This window comes from Microbacterium limosum (assembly GCF_036324365.1).
In the GTDB taxonomy this organism is placed as follows: Bacteria; Actinomycetota; Actinomycetes; order Actinomycetales; family Microbacteriaceae; genus Microbacterium; species Microbacterium limosum.
Genome location: NZ_CP137080.1, coordinates 169242 through 188550 on the forward strand (window position 1 = coordinate 169242; position 19309 = coordinate 188550).

General features: G+C 70.0%; 13 protein-coding genes and 1 tRNA gene. 7 read left to right on the forward strand and 7 right to left on the reverse strand.

Annotation, left to right across the window (positions count from 1 at the left end; translation table 11 throughout):
- Positions 1-100 precede the first annotated feature (100 nt).
- From RYJ27_RS00840 to RYJ27_RS00850, 3 genes are all read left to right on the forward strand, one after another.
- Positions 101-715 carry a hypothetical protein gene (locus RYJ27_RS00840; RefSeq protein WP_330170921.1) on the forward strand — a complete coding sequence of 205 codons (615 nt, stop codon included), beginning with the start codon at positions 101-103 and terminating at the stop codon, positions 713-715.
- 14 nt (positions 716-729) lie between these two features.
- On the forward strand, positions 730-6609 hold the full coding sequence (locus RYJ27_RS00845) for a PKD domain-containing protein (RefSeq protein ID WP_330170922.1): 5880 nt from the start codon (positions 730-732) through the stop codon (positions 6607-6609).
- 74 nt (positions 6610-6683) lie between these two features.
- Complete coding sequence (locus RYJ27_RS00850) at positions 6684-7961, forward strand: hypothetical protein (RefSeq protein ID WP_330170923.1); 1278 nt, start codon at positions 6684-6686, stop codon at positions 7959-7961.
- Here the strand turns inward: RYJ27_RS00850 and RYJ27_RS00855 are convergent.
- Positions 7937-9250, reverse strand: a complete 1314-nt coding sequence (locus RYJ27_RS00855) for a lipopolysaccharide biosynthesis protein (protein WP_330170924.1) — start codon at positions 9248-9250, stop codon at positions 7937-7939. The two genes, RYJ27_RS00850 and RYJ27_RS00855, sit on opposite strands and share 25 nt — an antisense overlap.
- A gap of 136 nt (positions 9251-9386) precedes the next feature.
- On the opposite strand from RYJ27_RS00855, the gene RYJ27_RS00860 reads away from it, so the two are divergent.
- Positions 9387-10781 (forward strand): tyrosine-protein kinase domain-containing protein, encoded by a 1395-nt coding sequence (locus tag RYJ27_RS00860; RefSeq protein WP_330170925.1) that lies wholly within the window; start codon positions 9387-9389, stop codon positions 10779-10781.
- A gap of 103 nt (positions 10782-10884) precedes the next feature.
- Positions 10885-12027, forward strand: a complete 1143-nt coding sequence (locus RYJ27_RS00865; protein ID WP_330170926.1) for a glycosyltransferase — start codon at positions 10885-10887, stop codon at positions 12025-12027.
- On the opposite strand, the gene RYJ27_RS00870 is transcribed toward RYJ27_RS00865, so the two are convergent.
- The 5 genes from RYJ27_RS00870 to RYJ27_RS00890 form a co-directional block, all read right to left on the reverse strand.
- A complete protein-coding gene (locus RYJ27_RS00870) occupies positions 12024-13169 on the reverse strand; it encodes a glycosyltransferase (protein ID WP_330170927.1) in 1146 nt (381 codons plus the stop codon). The genes RYJ27_RS00865 and RYJ27_RS00870 overlap by 4 nt on opposite strands.
- Positions 13170-13207: 38 nt before the next feature.
- On the reverse strand, positions 13208-14803 hold the full coding sequence (locus RYJ27_RS00875) for a glycosyltransferase family 39 protein (RefSeq protein WP_330170928.1): 1596 nt from the start codon (positions 14801-14803) through the stop codon (positions 13208-13210).
- Positions 14764-16008 (reverse strand): DUF1972 domain-containing protein, encoded by a 1245-nt coding sequence (locus RYJ27_RS00880; RefSeq protein WP_422732848.1) that lies wholly within the window; start codon positions 16006-16008, stop codon positions 14764-14766. The genes RYJ27_RS00875 and RYJ27_RS00880 overlap by 40 nt, the downstream gene beginning before the upstream one ends.
- A gap of 2 nt (positions 16009-16010) precedes the next feature.
- Entirely contained in the window at positions 16011-17576 is a 1566-nt protein-coding gene (locus RYJ27_RS00885) for a sugar transferase (protein WP_330170929.1), read from the reverse strand.
- Between the two features lie 193 nt (positions 17577-17769).
- On the reverse strand, positions 17770-18054 hold the full coding sequence (locus RYJ27_RS00890) for a hypothetical protein (protein WP_330172075.1): 285 nt from the start codon (positions 18052-18054) through the stop codon (positions 17770-17772).
- Between RYJ27_RS00890 and RYJ27_RS00895 the strand changes: the two genes are divergently transcribed.
- Positions 17968-18177 carry a hypothetical protein gene (locus tag RYJ27_RS00895; RefSeq protein WP_330170930.1) on the forward strand — a complete coding sequence of 70 codons (210 nt, stop codon included), beginning with the start codon at positions 17968-17970 and terminating at the stop codon, positions 18175-18177. The genes RYJ27_RS00890 and RYJ27_RS00895 overlap by 87 nt on opposite strands.
- A gap of 69 nt (positions 18178-18246) precedes the next feature.
- On the opposite strand, the gene RYJ27_RS00900 is transcribed toward RYJ27_RS00895, so the two are convergent.
- A tRNA-Phe gene (locus RYJ27_RS00900) sits at positions 18247-18319 on the reverse strand.
- Positions 18320-18961: 642 nt separating this feature from the next.
- Here RYJ27_RS00900 and RYJ27_RS00905 point away from each other — a divergent pair.
- Complete coding sequence (locus RYJ27_RS00905) at positions 18962-19267, forward strand: helix-turn-helix transcriptional regulator (protein WP_330170931.1); 306 nt, start codon at positions 18962-18964, stop codon at positions 19265-19267.
- Positions 19268-19309 lie beyond the last annotated feature (42 nt).

Sequence of the window (19309 nt, forward strand, 5' to 3'; positions counted from 1 at the left end):
GCCCGCTCGGGCGCGTCGACAAAACGCGGTGGGTGCCCTACACTCGCCGCAGGGTGACCAACTGGGGGGTCGCCCAACTGGGGAAACTGGGGAATCACACGTGAGGTCGTTCAACGACTCGCGTCGCGGGGGCGACGCGTTTTTCGACCGTGGTACCGCCGTTGCGGCCGCGGCACTGTTCTGCATCCTTCTGACGGGATGCTCGGGGGGAGCGCCGGCCGCTCTCGATTCGGTCGCGCCGGCGAGCATCTCTTCGCCCGTTCCGACGCCCACCGGCATGCCGACCGACGATCCCGAAGACGGTGGCGCCGCGGCGCCGCTGCCGACCGTCTCGGCGCCGCTCGACGAGCCGATCGAGCTCGACACCGGCGTCGTGCTCGCCGTCTCCGCCCTGCGGGTGATCACGGTCGAGGCCGCCACTCCCGGCGAGGTGTCGGGACCGGCGATCGCGGTCACGGTCACGGCGCGCAACGATTCCGACGCGGCGTCGTCCGTGGATTCCGCCGTCGTCTCGGTCACCACCGATGACGGCGGTCTGGGTATCCCGACCACCGCCGGGCCGGGCAGCCCGCTCAGCGGCGAGCTCGCTCCGGGCGCGAGCGCCGAGGGAACCTACGTCTTCATGCTCGATCCCGCGGACGACCGCGGCGTCACCGTCATCGTCAGTCACGCCGCCGGCGAGCCCGTCGCGCTGTTCACAGGACGCACGTCCTGATCATGGGAGATCGCATGAACGCGTCCACGCGCCACCTTCGTCGGCTGGCCGCCATGGTCACCAGCGCCGCCGTGATCGTCGCCGGCACCGTGCTCTTCGCCGGCACCGCGGCATCCGCCGCGGACCTGCCCTCGCCCGCGCCGTTCCTGCAGCGCGACGACTCGATCGTCACCGCCGATCCGCTCCCGACGGTGCAGATCGATTCCGGCTACGTCTGGGCCCAGACGACGATCGGGAACACGGTGTACGCGGCGGGAAGCTTCTCGAACGCGCGCGCACCGCTCGCCGCGCCCGGGACGAACCTGACGCCGCGAACGAACATCCTGGCGTACGACATCACGACGGGCGCGCTGCTCTCGTTCGCTCCCTCCGTCAACGGTGTCATCCGCTCGATCGCCGCGTCTCCGGACGGCACGCGCATCTACATCGGCGGCTCGTTCAACTCCGTCAACGGTCAGACGCGGTGGAACGTCGCCGCGCTCGACGCCGTGACGGGCCAGCTCGTCGGGGGCTTCGCCCCGTCCGTGGGGGGCGCGGGCGTCTACGGGATCGCGGTCACGGCCGGAACCGTCTACGTCGCGGGAAGCTTCACGCAGGCGAACAATGTCGCGCGTCAGAACCTCGCCGCGTTCAACGCTGCGACGGGCGCTCTCCAGACATGGGCTCCCACGTCGGATCTGCAGGTGGACGCCCTCGTGGTCGAACCGGGGACCGGCCGGCTCATCGCGGGCGGTCGCTTCTATCAAGTGAATGGCGCGGTTCAGCGCGGTCTCGCCGCGCTCGACCCGGCGACGGGAGCGACCTTCACCGGTTGGCAGGCTCCCGCCTCGATCCGCAACGGCTGGAACGATGGCGAGTTCGCCGGTCGTGCCGGAATCTTCGCCCTCTCCACCGACGCGACCGGGGTCTACGGGACGGGCTGGGTCTTCGCGAATGCCTCGGTCGGCAACCTCGAGGGGACCTTCGCCGCCGACGCGGGAACCGGCGCGCTCCGCTGGGTGGCCGACTGCCATGGCGACCACTACGGCGTCTACTCCAACGGCAGCGCCGTGTACACCACGAGCCACACCCACCAGTGCGACACGGTCGGCATCTGGCCGGAGATGCCGACGCGTCAGTACCGCTACGTCGAGGCGTACACGACCGACGCACGCGGCACGCTCACCCGCTCCCCTTCGACGGGGTCGCTCTATCAGAGCTGGGAGGGCACCCCCTCGCCGGCCGTCTACAGCTGGTTCCCCGACTTCACGGTGGGCACGGCGTCGGGCCTCGGCCAGGCCGGTCTGTCGATCACGGGAGCCGGGCAGTACATCTCGGTCGCCGGCGAGTTCACGACGGTCAACAACCAGCGGTACCAGGGGATCGTGCGCTTCGCGACCAACCCGAGCACGGGGAAGAACCAGGGTCCGCGACTCTCCGGAAGCACCTGGCAGCCCACCGCAAGATCGCTGACGCCCGGTCGTGTGCGTGTGTCGGTCGCCATGAACTGGGATCGAGACGACCGCGACCTCACCTACGAGCTGCTGCGCGAGGGCGCGGCCACTCCGGTGGTCACACGGGAACTTGTGTCGCGGTGGTGGGATCCCGCGAGCATCATCCTCGAGGAGAAGGGCCTCGACCCGGGTTCGACGCAGACCTACCGCGTGAGGGCGACGGACGGTGACGGCAACACCGTCACCAGCGCGCCCGTGAGCGTCGAGGTCGCCGACGGCGAGGTCTCGCTCTACGCCGACACCGTGCTCGACGACGGGGCATCCCTCTACTATCCCCTCGGCGACATCACCCAGGACTGGGCTGGCTCGAACCCGCTGGTCGCGGGAAGCGGCGTCGCGTCGGTGGAGCCGGGGGCCGTTCAGGGCAGCACCGGTCAGAGCGCATCCGACTTCAACGGAACCTCCAACGGTCGTGTGACAGCGGGCGATCGCGTCGCGCCCGGTGCGGAGTTCTCGGTGGAGATCTGGTTCAAGACCTCGACGACGCGGGGCGGCAAGCTGATCGGCTACGGCAATTCCCGCACGGGAACATCGGGAAGCCATGATCGGCACATCTACATGCAGAACAACGGCCGGCTGACGTTCGGCGTCTATCCGGGTTCGGTGCGCACGGTGTCCACGACCAGCTCCTACAACGACAACCAGTGGCATCACGTGGTCGCGACCCAGGGCGCAGGGGGCATCTCGCTCTATGTGGACGGCGAGCTCGTGGGCACAGACCCGTCGGCCACGACAGCCCAGAACTACTCCGGGTACTGGCGGATCGGCGGAGACAACCTCAGCGGGTGGCCGAACCGGCCGACGTCGAACTGGTTCGACGGAGCGCTCGATGAGGCCGCCGTCTATCCGAGTGCGCTCTCGGCGTCGCAGGTCCTCGCGCATCACGCGGCCGGTCTCGGTCTCGAAGCCCCGACCGCGGCGTTCACGTCCTCGTCGGCCGACCTCCTCGCATCCTTCGACGGGTCGGCGTCGACCAGCCCGGACGGCCGAGCCATCGAGTCCTACGAGTGGGACTTCGGCGACGGCGCGACCGGCACGGGCGTGACGGTGACCCACGAATACGCCGGCGCCGGTACCTACGACGTCACCCTGACGGTGACCGACGAGGCCGGGCTGAGCCGCTCCGTCACGCAACCCGTGAACGTCGCGGCGCCGAATCAGCTGCCGAGCGCTGCCTTCGATGCCGTCGTGAACAGCCTGACGGCGACCGTGAACGGGTCGGGGTCGTCCGACCCGGACGGAACGATCGCGGAGTACAGCTGGAACTGGGGTGACGGAACACCGGACGGTTCGGGATCGACCGCATCGCACGTGTACGCCGCCGATGGCGACTACACGGTCACGCTGACGGTCACGGACGACCGAGGGGGACAGGCGGCGTCGGCACGCACCGTCTCGGTCAGCCACGTGGCGCCGGTCGCCTCGTTCACCGCGGCCACCGCGGGCCTGGGGGTGTCCGTCGACGCGACCGCGTCCTCGGCATCCGACGGCGCGTCCCTCGAGTACGCGTGGGAGTGGGGCGACCAGAGCGCAGCTTCCAGCGGTGTGGGAGCCTCTCACACCTACGCGACGGCGGGGACGTACACGGTGTCGCTGACGGTCACCGACTCCTTCGGGGCGGTGAACACGAGCTCCCAGGAGGTCTCGGTCTCGGCCGTGACGTTCGCTGCGGCGGATGATTTCGAGCGGTCGGTGGGTTCGGGGTGGGGTTCCGCTGATGCTGGTGGGGCGTGGTCTGCGATGTATGGGGCTGCGTCTGTGGGGTCGGTGTCCGGGGGTAAGGGTGTGGTGACTCTTCCTGCGGGGAACACTCGGAATTTCGCGTTGCAGGGTGTGTCGGTGCGGGATTCGTCGACGTCGGTGCAGTTCTCGGTGGGGGATGCGCCGTCGACGGGGAACTCGTATGTGGGGGTTGCGGCGCGGCAGACGTCGTCGGTGGATTACACGACGAGGGTGTGGATGCGCAGTGATGGTTCGGTGTGGCTTGTGGTGCAGCGTTCGGGGACGGTGCTTGCGGCGCCGGCGTTGAACGGGGTGTCGTGGGCTGCGGGTGATGTGTTCACGATGAAGACGGAGGTGTCGGGTGTGAGCCCGACGACGATCCGGTCGAAGGTGTGGAAGGAGGGGACGGCGGAGCCGGCCAACTGGCAGGCGTCGGTCACCGATTCCACGCCGGGGCTGCAGCAGGCGGGTTTCGTGAGTACTCACTTCGCTCGTGCGGGGTCGGCGTCGGCGCCGGCGACGGTGTCGTTCGACGGGTTCCGGGTGACGGATCTGCAGGCTCCGGTGACTCCTCCGGCGAATGTTGCTCCGGTGGCGTCGTTCTCGTCGGCGGTGTCTGATCTGGTGGTGCAGGTGGACGGGTCGGGGTCTTCGGATGCTGATGGTTCCGTGGTGTCGTATGCGTGGGGATGGGGTGATGGTTCCGCGGCGGGGTCGGGGGCCACGGCGTCTCACACGTATGCGGCGGCGGGGACGTACACGGTGTCGTTGACGGTGACCGATGATGACGGTGCCACGCACACCACGACGGGTCAGGTGACGGTGACGGCACCGGATGACGAAGAGCCCCCGGCGGGCGAGTTCGCTGCGGCGGATGATTTCGAGCGGTCGGTGGGTTCGGGGTGGGGTTCCGCTGATGCTGGTGGGGCGTGGTCTGCGATGTATGGGGCTGCGTCTGTGGGGTCGGTGTCCGGGGGTAAGGGTGTGGTGACTCTTCCTGCGGGGAACACTCGGAATTTCGCGTTGCAGGGTGTGTCGGTGCGGGATTCGTCGACGTCGGTGCAGTTCTCGGTGGGGGATGCGCCGTCGACGGGGAACTCGTATGTGGGGGTTGCGGCGCGGCAGACGTCGTCGGTGGATTACACGACGAGGGTGTGGATGCGCAGTGATGGTTCGGTGTGGCTTGTGGTGCAGCGTTCGGGGACGGTGCTTGCGGCGCCGGCGTTGAACGGGGTGTCGTGGGCTGCGGGTGATGTGTTCACGATGAAGACGGAGGTGTCGGGTGTGAGCCCGACGACGATCCGGTCGAAGGTGTGGAAGGAGGGGACGGCGGAGCCGGCCAACTGGCAGGCGTCGGTCACCGATTCCACGCCGGGGCTGCAGCAGGCGGGTTTCGTGAGTACTCACTTCGCTCGTGCGGGGTCGGCGTCGGCGCCGGCGACGGTGTCGTTCGACGGGTTCCGGGTGACGGATCTGCAGGCTCCGGTGACTCCTCCGGCGAATGTTGCTCCGGTGGCGTCGTTCTCGTCGGCGGTGTCTGATCTGGTGGTGCAGGTGGACGGGTCGGGGTCTTCGGATGCTGATGGTTCCGTGGTGTCGTATGCGTGGGGATGGGGTGATGGTTCCGCGGCGGGGTCGGGGGCCACGGCGTCTCACACGTATGCGGCGGCGGGGACGTACACGGTGTCGTTGACGGTGACCGATGATGACGGTGCCACGCACACCACGACGGGTCAGGTGACCGTGACGGCACCGGATGACGAAGAGCCCCCGGCGAATGTTGCTCCGGTGGCGTCGTTCTCGTCGGCGGTGTCTGATCTGGTGGTGCAGGTGGACGGGTCGGGGTCTTCGGATGCCGATGGTTCCGTGGTGTCGTATGCGTGGGGATGGGGTGATGGTTCCGCGGCGGGGTCGGGGGCCACGGCGTCTCACACGTATGCGGCGGCGGGGACGTACACGGTGTCGTTGACGGTGACCGATGATGACGGTGCCACGCACACCACGACCGGTCAGGTGACCGTGACGGCACCGGATGACGAAGAGCCCCCGGCGGGCGAGTTCGCTGCGGCGGATGATTTCGAGCGGTCGGTGGGTTCGGGGTGGGGTTCTGCCGACACGGGCGGGGCGTGGAGCGTGCTCTACGGCCCGGCGGCGAGCGCGACCGTCACGGCTGGGAAGGGGACCGTGACCCTGTCGACGTCCGAGACCCGTAACTTCCTGCTCAACGCGACGCCGGTTCGCGACGCCGACGTGCGGGTGGACGTCGCCCTCGACGCGGCGCCGTCGACGGGCAACTCCTACGTGGGTGTCGTCGCGCGCCAGGGAGCAAGCGAGAACTACCAGGTCAGGGTGTGGCTGCGAACGGACGGCAGCGTCTGGCTGGTCGCGCAGCGCGGCGGAACGGTGCTGGGGGTGTACCCCGTGCCCGGGCTGACGCGTGCGGCGGGCGACACCTTCACGCTCCGTGCCAGCGTCACCGGCGCAGACCCCACGACGATCGCCGCCAAGATCTGGCGGGCCGGCCAGCCGGAGCCCGCCGACTGGCAGATCTCGGTCACCGACGCGACGGCGGGGCTGCAGGCCGCGGCACCCGTCGGGCTCCACGCGAACCGCGCCGGGGCCACGACGACACCGGGGGTCTTCACGTTCGACGCGTTCCGGCTGACCGACGTGCAGTGACGACGGCCGGGGGAGGGGCTCTGGCCCCTCCCCCGGCTAGGCTCGCTGCAGCACCGAACGGGGGGGACGGGGGCATGGGCGTGTCCATCGACATGATCATGATGCTGCTGCTCGCGCTCTGCAGTGCCGTCGTCGCCGCTCTTCTGTTCCGGGCCAGCCCCAAGCTGGCGTTCGTCGTCTGGACGGTGGTGCTGTTCTTCGTCCCGGTGTGGATCGGAGCGACGGCGGGATTCTTCTGGGCGGCCATCACCGCGGTCACTCTCCTCGTGCTCGCGGCGAACCTGCGCTCGATCAGGCTGTCGATCGTCGATGCCTTCATGGCGGCCTTCGCCCTTCTCGTCGTCGGCCAGTTCGCGCTGCGGATGGTGACGCTCTCGGATGCGGTCATCGGCATCCTCGAGTGGACGCTCCCCTATATATGGGGGCGCGTCGTGCTCGCCCGGGTGAGCGGCTCGTTCGTGACGCGCGTGCTCGCCGCGGTCGCGACGGGCGCTGCCGTCCTGGCACTTGTGGAGTTCGCGACGGGCCAGAACGTCTTCCTCCTGCTTCCCGCGATGGGCTCGTCCTTCGAGGTGTGGGGGGAGCTGCAGCCGCGCGGAGGATTCATCCGCGTCGAGGGCGCATTCGGTCATTCGATCGCGCTGGGCGCGTCCCTGGCGATGTCCGCCGCGTTCATCCTGGCGGCCCGCTGGAGCACCGTGGTCAAGGTGCTCGCCCTCGCCGCGGTCACCGCCGCCGTCGTCGTCACGTTCAGCCGGATCGGGCTGGTCTCGCTCGTCCTGACCGTGGCGCTCTCCGTGCTGACCCTCCCGCAGGTGAGCAGGCGCACGCGGGTGGTGGTCGCCCTTGTGGGGGCGATGACCGCGGCGGTGGTCGTGCCCTTCGTCTCGGACGTCTTCATCGAGGCGGGGCAGGAGGCATCCGGGAGCGCGGACTACCGCACCGACCTGTTCACGCTCCTCACCCAGGTTCAGCTCTTCGGGTCGGCGGGCGATTGGGAGAACCTCACGGTGGGGGGAAGCTACCTCGGCCAGTTCGCCAGCTCGATCGACAATGCGTTCCTGGTGATGGCGCTGCGTCTCGGATTCGTGCCGACGGCCCTCCTGCTCGCGGCTCTGGTCGTCGTCGCCGCGCGATGCCTCGTCCCGCGGCGGGCGAACCCGGCCGGCGTGGCGGTGGCGGCACAGCTGCCCGCCCTGTTCGCGGTGGCGTTGATCACCCAGTACGGGATGTACCTGTGGTTCCTCGTCGGTCTGGCCGTCGCCTGGTGGGAGGTGGAGCGTCCGCAGCTGCCCGCGGCCCTGGCCACCGATCGGGGCGAAGGGCGTCAGCTGCCGGCGTTGTCCCCGTAGAGGCGCCCCCGGTGATGCCTGATGTACAACGCGAAGGGCAGCACCTGGAAGATCACGACGCTGGCCGCATTGGCCACGGGCGGCGCGAGCACCCCGAGGGGCCCGACGAGCACGATCGTCAGGACGACGGTCGACAGCGCCATCGCGAGAGCGGGCACCACCTGGAACCGGATCCCCTCCTTGTCCATGATGAACATGCCGAGGGGGTAGAGCACCGCCTGCACCGTGACCATCGCCCCGAAGGCGAGGATCAGGTCGGCCGGGACGACCAGTTCTCCGTCCGAGATGAGGTCGAACAGCCACGGCCCGATGAGCAGGATGACGGCGCAGATCAGGGCGATGCCGGCCCCGAACCCGAGCGCGAGCAGGAAGGGGCCGCGTCGCAGCTCGCCGCGGGATCGCGCCTTCGTGAAGGCGGGCCAGAGCGTCACGCCGGCCGCCGCGACGAGCGCCTGCAGCGCGAAGAACACCTGACCCGCCACGCCGTACTGCGCTACCGCCACCGCCGTCGCACCCTGAGCGAGGATGAAGCGCGGCAGCACCATCGACAGGGGTGTCGCCAGAAGCTGCGCGAGCATCGGCCAGCCCACGTCCATCACCCGCGCCCCGGCATGCCGTCTCGGTCGCAGCGAACGTGCGACGGCGCGTGGCAGCAGCTCTCCGCTGGCCCTTACCGCCACCGCCGTTCCCAGGAGCGCGGAGACGAGGGTTGCCGCGAACGACGCGACGGCGAGAAACGAGTGCAGTGCGGCGTCGCCCGTGGACAGCATGAGCCACACGAAGAAGAGGGTGAGGGGAGACACGATCCCCTGGAGCAGGATGACGAGGGGGTTGCGTCCCATCCCGAGCAGGATGCGCTGCCACATCCCGAGCCACATCCACGCCGCGAAGAGGCCCACGCACACGAAGGCGGCCAGATCGGCGTGCGGGATGTTCTCCGCCGCCGAGCCCAGCAGAGCGCGCCAGCCCCCGGTCAGGAACAGGACGACGTTCACCGCGGTGACCGTCGCGGCGAAGATCATCTGGACGCGCAGGACGGTGAGTGCCTGGCGGGAGAGCCGCTCGTCGCGTCGGATGTCCGGGCTGGCGGCGATGGAGTTCACGACCACCGCGCCCGCCCCGAGGTCGCTGAAGGAGACCAGTCCCGGCAGGGCGACGAGCAGAGAGAAGAACGCGTAGACGTCGACCCCGCCCTGGCCGATGACGAGCCGGGCGGTGAGGATGCCGCACACGAGCGATACCGCCATGGTCACCACGCGGGCGCCGGTGGACAGCAGGGCTGTGCGCATGCGGAACCCCCGTCCCCCCAGACAAATCCGCGCAGCGGCGTAGGTACTGTAGCATCGGGATCGGACCGAGGATGCTGCATGGGGGTGCGGCGCCGCGATCATCAGGCGTCGGTCCGCCGTCGGGGGAGGACCGGTCTTGAAGTCTGATTTTTCCGGCTGGACGCTGGCCAGGGTCGGGGACGCTCTGCGCAAGTTCTGGCTGCTGATCCTGGCGCTCACGCTCGTCGGAGGGGTCGCCGCGTTCGGCCTCTCCGCCACCGTGACGCCGGTGTTCCAGTCGACCGCCACGCTCTACTTCGCCCTGAATCAGGGCACCAGTGCGTCCGACCTGAACCAGGGCTCCACCTACACGCAGAACCAGATGCTCTCGTTCGCTCAGCTGGCCACGTCCTCGCGCGTCCTCGAGCCCGTGATCGAGGAGCTGGGCCTCGAGGACACCCCGCGTCAGCTCGCACGCTCGATCGCGGTGTCCATCCCGCAGGACACGGTCATCCTGCAGGTGCAGGCCTCGTCCACCGACCCCGAGCAGTCCGCGGCGATCGCGAACGCCATCTCAGAGAGCCTCGCCGCCGTCGTCGGGGAGGTGGGCCCTCGCGGCCCCGAGGGATCCGCCACGATCACGGCGACCGTGATCGACGAGGCGGTCGTGCCGCTGTTCCAGGCCATCCCCAACAAGCCCCGGGACGCGGCACTCGGCGCCTTGCTCGGGCTCATGCTTGGCGTCCTCACCGCTCTCGTCGTGGCGATGGCCGACACGCGGATCCGCAGGGAGGAGACGCTCGCTCAGGTGACACCGGCGCCGATCCTCGGGTCGATCACGCGCACCCCGTCGCCCGGCGGCGGCCCGCAGGGGCTCATGGTCGCGAGGGAGCCGCTCGGGCACACCGCGGAGGAGTTCCGCCGCATCCGCTCGTCGCTGACGTACGCCTCGGTGGCCGATCGCGCCCGCCGCATACTCATCACCTCGTCGGTGCCCGCAGAGGGGAAATCGACGTTCGCGGCGAACCTCGCGCTCACGCTCGCCGGGCTCCGTCACAGCGTGCTGCTCATCGACGCCGATCTGCGCCGCCCGCGCGTCGCAGAGTACTTCGGGGTCGAGGGCGCCGTCGGGTTGACCGGAGTGCTGGTCGGAGAGGTCGACCTCGACGTTGCGAAGTTCAGCCGTACAGACTCCACCCTCGACGTGCTCCCCTCGGGTGCCGTGCCCCCGAACCCGTCGGAGATGCTCACCTCCGACGCGATGCGGCAGCTTCTGGCGGCGGTGACCGATCACTACGACTTCGTTCTCGTCGACTCGCCCCCGGTCCTGAGCGTCGCGGATGCCAACCTGCTCTCGCCCCTCATGGACGGGGTCATCGTGGTCGTCGACGCGACCAAGACCCGGCGTCCGCAGCTGACCGAAACGCTTCGGATGCTGGAGAACGCGGGCGCCCGCGTCCTCGGGCTGGTGCTGAACAAGGCGCGCGCGCCGCGTCGCCGCCAGTCGTACTACGCGGACGAGGGCGCGCAGCCCGAGCTCGCACGGGATTGATCGAATTTCTCGTGACGGGAGGATCCCTCATCGGCCATAATGGGCCGCGACGGCGACCGATCTGGGGTGGAGGGTCTGCCGTGCGGGGCGGGAGGGGAACCGCGTGGAGCTAAGCGTGATCGTGCCGACGTTCAACGAGGCGCCCAATGTCGCCGAACTGGTACGACGTCTCGGCGACGCGCTGCGCGGGCTCGAGGCCGAGGTCGTCTTCGTCGACGACAGCACGGACGACACGCCCGCGGTCGTCATGGCGGTGGCCGCCGAGGCGCCGCTTCCGATCAGGCTCATCCATCGGGAGCGCCCGACGGGCGGCCTGGGCGGCGCGGTCATGGCCGGTGTGGATGCCGCGGCATCCGACCTCTGCGTCGTGATGGACGGCGACCTGCAGCATCCGCCGGAGAAGATCCGCGAACTCGTGAGCGAGCACGAGCGAAGCGGCGCCGACGTCGTGGTGGCGTCCCGGTACGCCGGCGGCGGAACGTCGGGGGGATTGAGCAGCCGACTGCGCGTGCTCGTCTCCAGCGCCTCCACTGCGGTGACCAAGGCGATGTTCCCGATCCGCCTGCACGGGTGCAGCGACCCGATGACGGGGTTCTTCCTCGTCGATCGTCGGGTCGTGGACGGGGAGGCCCTGCGACCGCGGGGATTCAAGATCCTGCTGGAGATCCTCGCCCGCCAGAACCTCCGGGTATCGGAGATCCCCTTCGACTTCGCGGACCGGCACGCGGGAGAGTCGAAGGCGTCCCTCCGCCAGGGGTTCCGGTTCCTCACCCAGCTCGGTTACCTGCGATTCGGGAAGATGTCGCTGTTCGCGATCATCGGCGGTCTCGGGGCGGTGGCGAACCTGTTGATCATGGCCGCGCTCATCGCCTTCGGGCTCGATTACGTCTGGGCGGCCGTGATCGCCGCCGAAGCCACGATCATCGGCAACTTCCTCCTCATCGAGAGGTTCGTCTTCCGGGATATGAGGGATGCCGCGTCGGGCGTCTGGGTGAGATTCGCCAAGTCCTTCTCCTTCAACAACGCGGAGGCGCTCGTACGGATCCCGGTCATCTACCTGCTGGTCGAGACGTGGCACGTCTCCAGCATCCTGGCGGCGGCGCTGACGCTCATCGTGGCGTTCATCGTCCGGTTCGTGTTCCACTCGCTGGTCGTATACGCCCCTCGGAACCCCGCGGCGAGCTCGGCCGCGCGGCGCGTGGTCGAGGCGGTCGACTCCGAGGTCGTGAAGCCGGGGGAGCTCTAACCCTCGGGGCTCACGGCGCGGGCGATCGCTTCCCGGTACCGCCGGGGCGCGTGGCGATCCGCGGCCCGCGCGGCCTGAGCGGGCAGGTCGGTCACGATCCGCGGCCAGTCGGCCGCGAGTTCGGTGAGGGCGACGGCCAGCGCCGCGGGATCGTCGGGCGTGACCAGCCGGGTCGTCGTGTAGCCGCCGGCGGCCTCCCGCAGGCCGCTCGTGTCGCTCGCGACGACCGGCCGACCGGCGAGTACGCCCTCGACCGCGGTGTTGCCGAACGGCTCGTCGATCCGTGAGGGAACCACGAGCACGTCCGCCGCCGCGATCCGCGGCCACACGTCGGCGACGAAGCCCGTGAAGCTGACGTGCACGGCGGTGTCGGACGCGGCGAGCTCCCGCAGTTCGCGTTCGTACCACTCGTAGCCGGGAAAGGTGGAGCCGATGAGCTCGACGTGCACCGGGTCGCCGCTGCGGCCGAGACGCTGCGCCGCCCGGAGGACGACGTCGGGACCCTTCCTCGGCGAGAGCCGCCCGACGTAGGCGACGCGGAGCCCCTCCGTGAGCTCGGGGCGGGCGGGTGCCGGCCGCTCGGGACCGGCGACACCGTTCGGCACGACCGTCGCGCGGTCATCCAGCGAGGGGAACGAGGAGAGCATCGTGCGCAGACTGAATCTGCTGTTGACGAGCACGCGATGGGCGCAGAGCAGCGGTGAGTACAGCACGGCGTTGACGATCCGGTGCGCGGATGCCTCGGCCTCGTGCGCGTGGCTGACCGTGCGCCGGCCCCGGGCGCGCGCGATGATCGGCCACGCCGGCAACGTGAGGGTGCTGATGTAGACGGCGTCCGGATCCACCCTCGTGATGAGGCGCCATGCGGACCCCGTGCCGCGGAAGAGGTCGCGGAAGAGCCGCGACCAGCCGCGAGGGCGCAGCAGCGCCTTCCGCAGGACGAGCATCGAGGTCACGACCACCCGCGCTCCCGTGGCGGAGAGGTGCTCGACGAGCGGTCCCGCGTCGGGGAGCGCGACGACGACGTCGAACCCGGCATCCCGCATGCCCGCGACGCTTTCGAGAAGCATACGGTCGGACCCGAACAGCTCGGCGCCCGGGTGCGCGACGAGCACCGTGTGGGGCCGAGGGGAGGAGGTCATCCCGGCCGAGCCTACTGCGCGGCGCGACCCGCGGCCGATCACGGGCACCTCGCCGGGATCAGGCGCAGGATGCCGAAGCTCTCCTCCGGTCCGAGCATGGCGTCGCCGCAGCCGCTGTCGGCGAGTGCCCGCCGCGCCTCGCCGGGGGTGAACGCACCGCGGGTGTAGATGACCCAGGCCCTCTCGGTGTCGCCGTCCTCCTTCGCGGTGGTGTGCAGGGGGTCGGCCGAGTCCACCCGGCGGACGGAGATCACCGGCTGCGTGCCGGTGGTCAGGTCGCTCTGGAGGGCCGACACCCAGCCCTCGTCGCCTCCCGCGCGGGCGACCCCGGAGGCGACGCCCACCTCGTTGTAGAGCTGGACGACGAGCATGGTGTCGCCGGCGGCCACCTCGCCGGAGAGTCGCTGGGCGAGCCCGGGGAAGTCGTCCACACGCCACTCCTGCGCCAGCACGGGTGCGGAGAACGCGGCGGCGCTGACGACCGGGGCGGCGACGACGATGATCGCGACGGCGCGGCGCACGGCGCTCCGCCCCGATTGCCAGGTGCCGAGCCGCGCGGCGGCCGCGCCCACCAGGAGCCCCCAGCCGATCACGCCGGGGGCGAGATACGTCGTGCGCAGGTACGGTGTCGCGGTCACCGATATCGCAAGCAGGATCGCCCAGGGCCCGCAGGCCAGCGTCAGCGAGCAGGCGAGGAGGGCGAGCTCCCGCGCCCGCGCCGGCCGCGGCATCCTGAGGGTCAGCGTCACGGTGACGACGCCGACGACGAGGAGGATCGCGACCGCGACGAGTTCGGGGCGCTCGAAGGCCCCCTCGCGTCGGTAGGTCAGCGTGCTCGCGAGCGTGCCCGCGGCGCTGCGCGGGTCGGGCCGGGGGATCCACGCGACCTGGGCGCTCTGCGACGCGGCGAGCAGCGCGACCGGGACGACGACCGTGACAGCGGCGGCGGAGGCGAGCAGCCAGCGCCCGAGCACCCGGCGCGACGCGGCGAGCACGGCGAAGGCGGGCAGGGCGAGCAATGCGAACAGATGCATGAGGCCCGCTGCGGCGACGGCGGCGGCATAGCCCGCCCACGGCAGGACGTCGCGCCGCGGCGCCCCGCGGGGACCGGTCGCGGTCGTCATGGCGAGCAGCGCGAGGGCGACGAACAGGGTCGCCAGGGCGTAGGGTCTGCCGGTGGCGGCGAGCTGGAGCGAAAGCGGGTTGAGGCCGACCATGATCCCGGCGGCGAGCGCCGCGGCATCCCCCCACCATCGCCGCGCGATCACCGCGACGACGGTGGCGGTCAGCGCGGCCGCGAGGACGGAGGGCAGGCGCAACCCGACCGCCCCCGGAAGCACCGCCTGTCCGGCAGAGCTGAGCAGGTAGTACGGCGCCAGGACGGCGTCGACGTGGCCGACCGCGCTCAGCAGGTCGGGCAACGGCAGCTGGGCGAAGGACAGTGAGGCGATCTCGTCGCGCCACAGCGGGGTGCGCGTCGCGATGACGGTCGCCAGGATCAGGACGAGGGCCCCGGGCAGCGCGACCGACGCGATGCCACGCGCGCTCCACCGATCCGTGCTGCGCGCGGTGGCCGGCGCCGCCGTGCGGGAGCTCAGCGGCGAAGGTCCGCGTGGGCGGAGGCGCTGGACCACGGTGCGGGCGATCGATGTGCGCTGCGGCCGACGGGGTGCACGCTCTCGCCCGAAGCGAGGCGGAGCGCGAGTCGCTCGTAGTCGTCGGCGACGCGGTCCCAGCGGAAGACCTCCGAGACGCGCTGCTTGCCCGCGAGCCCCAGATCCTGCGCCCGCTGCACGTCGCTCTCGACTCCGGCCAGCAGCGCGGTCAGGTCACGGGCGTCCTCGAAGAACCAGCCCTGAGAGTCGAGCACCTCGCGGTTGAACGTCACGTCGTAGGCCACGACGGCCGCGCCCGCACCCATCGCGCGCAGCAGCGAAGGGTTCGTCCCTCCCACGGAATGGCCGTGGATGTATGTGAAGGAGTGGGCGTAGAGAGCGTCGAGCAGCTCCTGGTCGAAGATGCCGCCGAGGAACCGGATGCGGGGGTCATCGCCGGCCGCATCGTGGATGCGCTGCGTGTACTCCGCGCTGTACGGTGCGGAGCCGACGACGGCCAGTGGCATCGTGGCGGTGCTGCGACGGTAGCCCTCGACGATCTCGAGCACGTGGTTCTCGGGTTCGAACCGCGCGACCACGAGGTGGAAGCCGCCCGGGGTCAGCCCCAGCTTCTCGACGCCGTCGACGGGGAGGTCGCCGAGCACGGGCGCGCCATACCGGATGAGTTCGGTGGGCACCCCGAACTGGTGGTCGTAGTAGTCCGCGATGCCGGGCGCGTCGGCGATCAGGGCGTCTGCCTGACGCACGCCGAACTCCTCGGCGAAGCGGTAGTAGGCCTTGCCCCGCGCGCCCCACTTGGAGCGCTTCCACTCGAGCCCGTCCATGTGCAGCGCCGTGCGGATGCCGCGGGCCCGCAGCAGCGGGAGGAACGGGGCGTTGGCGGCGTTGAAGACGAAGGCGGCATCGGGGCGCCGTCGGGCGATCGCGTGCAGGGTCGACAACCCGGTGTGGCTCAGCGTCTCGAGCTGCTTCTGACGAAGGGCGGGCAGGTGCACGACCCGCATGCCCAGGTACTCGCGCGCGCGGGACTCGGAGCCGCGCGTGTACACGCACACGCGGTGTCCGCGCTCGACGAGCCTGCGTCCCACCTCCTCGACCGCGGTCTCGAAGCCGCCGTAGGCCGCGGGCACCCCTCGGGTGCCGATCATCGCGATCGTCAGCGTGCGGGTGGCGGACCGCGGCGGAGCGGTCTGGAGAAGGTCGAGATTCTGTTCGATGACCATGGTCAGTAAGCGCCCTTCGGATGGATCATGACCTTGCCTGTGCGCCACATGATCATGAGATCGTTCATGACCGACCAGTTCTCCACGTAGCGGAGATCGAGTCGGACGCTGTCGTCCCATGACAGATCGCTGCGGCCGCTGATCTGCCACAGACCTGTGATGCCGGGCTTGATGTACAGGCGACGGAACACGGTTCCGTCGTACGCGGTGACCTCGCTGGGCAGCGGGGGTCGCGGCCCGACGATGCTCATGTCGCCGATGAGCACGTTCCAGAACTGCGGCAGCTCGTCGATCGAGTGCGCGCGGAGGAAGCGGCCGACGCGGGTGACACGGGGATCGGCCTTCAGCTTGAAGAGGGGCCCTGCCCCGTCGTTGCGCGCCCGGAGTTCCTCGAGCTCGCGCTCCGAGCTCTCCCGCATCGAGCGCAGCTTGAGCATCGCGAACTCACGGCCGTCGCGCCCGACCCGCGTCTGACGGAAGAACACCGGTCCCCGCGAATCGGCCTTGATCGCGATCGCGGCGACGGGCAGCAGGGGCAGCATGACGGCGAGCGCGAGGCTCGAGACGGCGATGTCGAGAGCCCGCTTCAGCAGGTGCTGCCCGCCCTCGTATACGGGGATCCGGACGTGGATGAGCGGCAGGCCGTCGACCGGGCGGAAGGACAGCCGCGGACCCGCCACGTCCGTGAGTCCGCTGGAGACGACCAGCTCGGCCGCCGTCCCCTCGAGCTGCCAGCTGAGGCGCCGCAGATGGTCGGGGTCATCGGGTGGCAGGCTCGCGACGATGATCGTATCGGCGCCGAGTTCTTGCGCGATGACGGCGGCGCTGCCGGCGGTGGAGACGATGTCGTATCGCCGGCCGGCGACGACGAGGCTCGCTGCGCCCTCGTCGTCGGTCGCCGCGCCGACGACGATGTAGCCGTGCAGGGCATCGCGCTGGAGCCGGTCGATCATGCGGGCGATGTCGATGCGGGAGCCGACCACGATGGCCCGGGAGGCGTAGTGGCCGAACCGGCGCTGTGCGATCAGCCACCGACGCCAGCCCCACCGCGTCGCCAGCAGCGCGAGGAGGCCGAGCGGCATGGCGAAGATCAACTGGACGCGCAGGCCCGGCCACTGGAAGACGAGGAAGGGGATGGCGAGGAATCCGAAGGTCAGTCCGGTCGCGTGCGCCACGCGCTTGTACTCGGTCGCCCCGGAACCGAGCACACCCGCGACGCGCGTATGCATGAGACCGAGGAAGAGCGACCACGTTGCGGCGGTCAGCAGTGGGACCCGCGCGAGGAACCACGGATCCTGCGCCAAGAACTCGGGAGCCCAGATGAGGACGGGGATGAGCGCGGCGGCCGCGACGACGGCGAGCACGACGACCGTGTCGGTGGCACGCAGCCTCCGCACGTAGCGGCGCTCCCACAGCCGCCGCATCTCGAGGCCGGGCTGGATCCGCGGCGTCACCGTCGTGCGGAGGGCCGCGTCGACGGCGCGCGGAGCGGCGACCGGCCGGTAGTCCTCGACCTGCGGAGCGCGCAACGGCAGGACCGGCGCGACGGTCGGGTCGGCGGCCGTCATCCCGCGGCCCCCGCGAGTTGCGTGCGCGAAGCGTCCCCACAGAGCATGTCTTCCCCAATGACACTCGTCGGATGCCCCAGCATCCGTCGTTCCCCAGCACTCGCGGTGATCCCACATCCCCGCGCCGGTGTCCCAAACACCGGCGTGCGCGAGTCACTCTACTGCACGTGCCTCGCGCGGCAACAGGGGCACGTCACGAGGCGTTGACCGGGTCGTCATCCCCCGGGACGCCTGCGTTCTCGTTCCGGCCATCGAAGCCGCCGAGGTCGGTGACCGTGGCGGATCGCTTGTCCCAGCGCCGCAGCCGCCCCGCTCGTGCCCGGATCTCGCCGCCGATCAGGGGCAGTACCGCTGCGATGTCGGCGAGCCGGACACGTCGCGCGAGCGTGACGTGGGGTGTCCAGTCTCCCGCCGCGGTGTGGGGGAGATCCTCGTCCTCGCCGGCTGCGCCGTGGACATCGGCGTGGAGGCGCAGCAGCGCCGCGGTGGGGACGACCGATCGCGCCAGACGCTGACCACGTTCTCGGAGTGCATCGCCTCAGCATCGCGCATCGTGCGCGCGTGCCGCATGAGAGGCATGCTCGCCGCTGCCGCTCGGTGAGCGGCCACCGCCACAAGAAGGCGGACATGAAGAAACCCCCTCCATGTAGAAGCTAGGAGAGGGCCTCAGTGGCTCCGACCGGCATCGATCCGGTGACCTTTCGATTTTCAGTCGTGCGCTCTACCAACTGAGCTACAGAGCCGTGCAACGCGACGTTGCTCGTCCATTCTACGGCAACCGGGGTTCAACAAGAAAAATCCTGGTCAGGTGGAACTTCACTTTGACGTGATCACTCCTGCACAGCTACGGCGACCCCTGACTTTCAGTGGCTCTCAACGACGATCTCGCCCGCTTTGTGGCCCGGATGTGGCACAGATGTGGCACGCGGAGAGGGACGATTCTCGTCGGTTCGAGACTGGCTCCACGCCCTCAATCCCATGACGACTTGAGCATGAACGAGGTCGGATCGCCCCATGCCGCGAGCACCTGGAGGATCTCGGGCTCGACTTCGACGCTGATCCCGAGCGTTCATCCGGTAGCTGGCAGAGCGGCGGCCCGTCCCCTGGATCGGGCCTCCGCTCATGTGCTGTGGAGCTGACGGGGCTGGGCCACAGAGGGCAGTCGCTGCCGCTTCTGTGGCCCAGCCGCACGTCATCCGTCACGCATCGCGGATGCTGCGGGGGAATCTGCCGTTGCTGACCGTTGCGGATCAGTACAGCGGCGGCATCGGGCAGCCCACCGCTCGGCGAAACCGTCTCACCCATCGAGGCGCATAACGGATACCCGTACTATTGTTACGGATTCCCGTAACGGCCACAAGGATGGATCGCGGTCTGCTGGAATCGTGCCCGACGCCAACAGCCCTGTCCGCGAACCCGACTTCGCGGCCATGCGACTGCGGCTCGCGCGACTCAGACAGCAGCGTGGCTGGTCGTACAACGAGCTCGCCGCCCGCTCCGGTGTCGGCCGCAACACGCTCGTGACACTGGAGAACGGCAAGCCCCGCAAGGAGGATGGTCCACCAGAGACGCACGGCACGCTGCTGACTTGGTATCGGATCGCCGAAGCCCTCGACATGACGCTCGGCGAGTTGCTCGCCCCGCTTCAGCCGCATCGCTCGCCTGACGCATCAGCCTCACAGCAGAGATAGCGGCAGCCGGTCGACCATGCAGGGCCGCTACGGAGAGAGAGC

What these genes read in the sequence shown, in the direction of transcription:
- RYJ27_RS00880 (WP_422732848.1), bottom strand. Translation starts at nt 16,008, where the DNA reads ATGGTCATCGAACAGAATCTCGACCTTCTCCAGACCGCTCCGCCGCGG.
- RYJ27_RS00855 (WP_330170924.1), bottom strand. Translation starts at nt 9,250, where the DNA reads ATGCGCACAGCCCTGCTGTCCACCGGCGCCCGCGTGGTGACCATGGCG.
- RYJ27_RS00845 (WP_330170922.1), top strand. Translation starts at nt 730, where the DNA reads ATGAACGCGTCCACGCGCCACCTTCGTCGGCTGGCCGCCATGGTCACC.
- RYJ27_RS00850 (WP_330170923.1), top strand. Translation starts at nt 6,684, where the DNA reads ATGGGCGTGTCCATCGACATGATCATGATGCTGCTGCTCGCGCTCTGC.
- RYJ27_RS00885 (WP_330170929.1), bottom strand. Translation starts at nt 17,576, where the DNA reads ATGACGGCCGCCGACCCGACCGTCGCGCCGGTCCTGCCGTTGCGCGCT.
- RYJ27_RS00870 (WP_330170927.1), bottom strand. Translation starts at nt 13,169, where the DNA reads ATGACCTCCTCCCCTCGGCCCCACACGGTGCTCGTCGCGCACCCGGGC.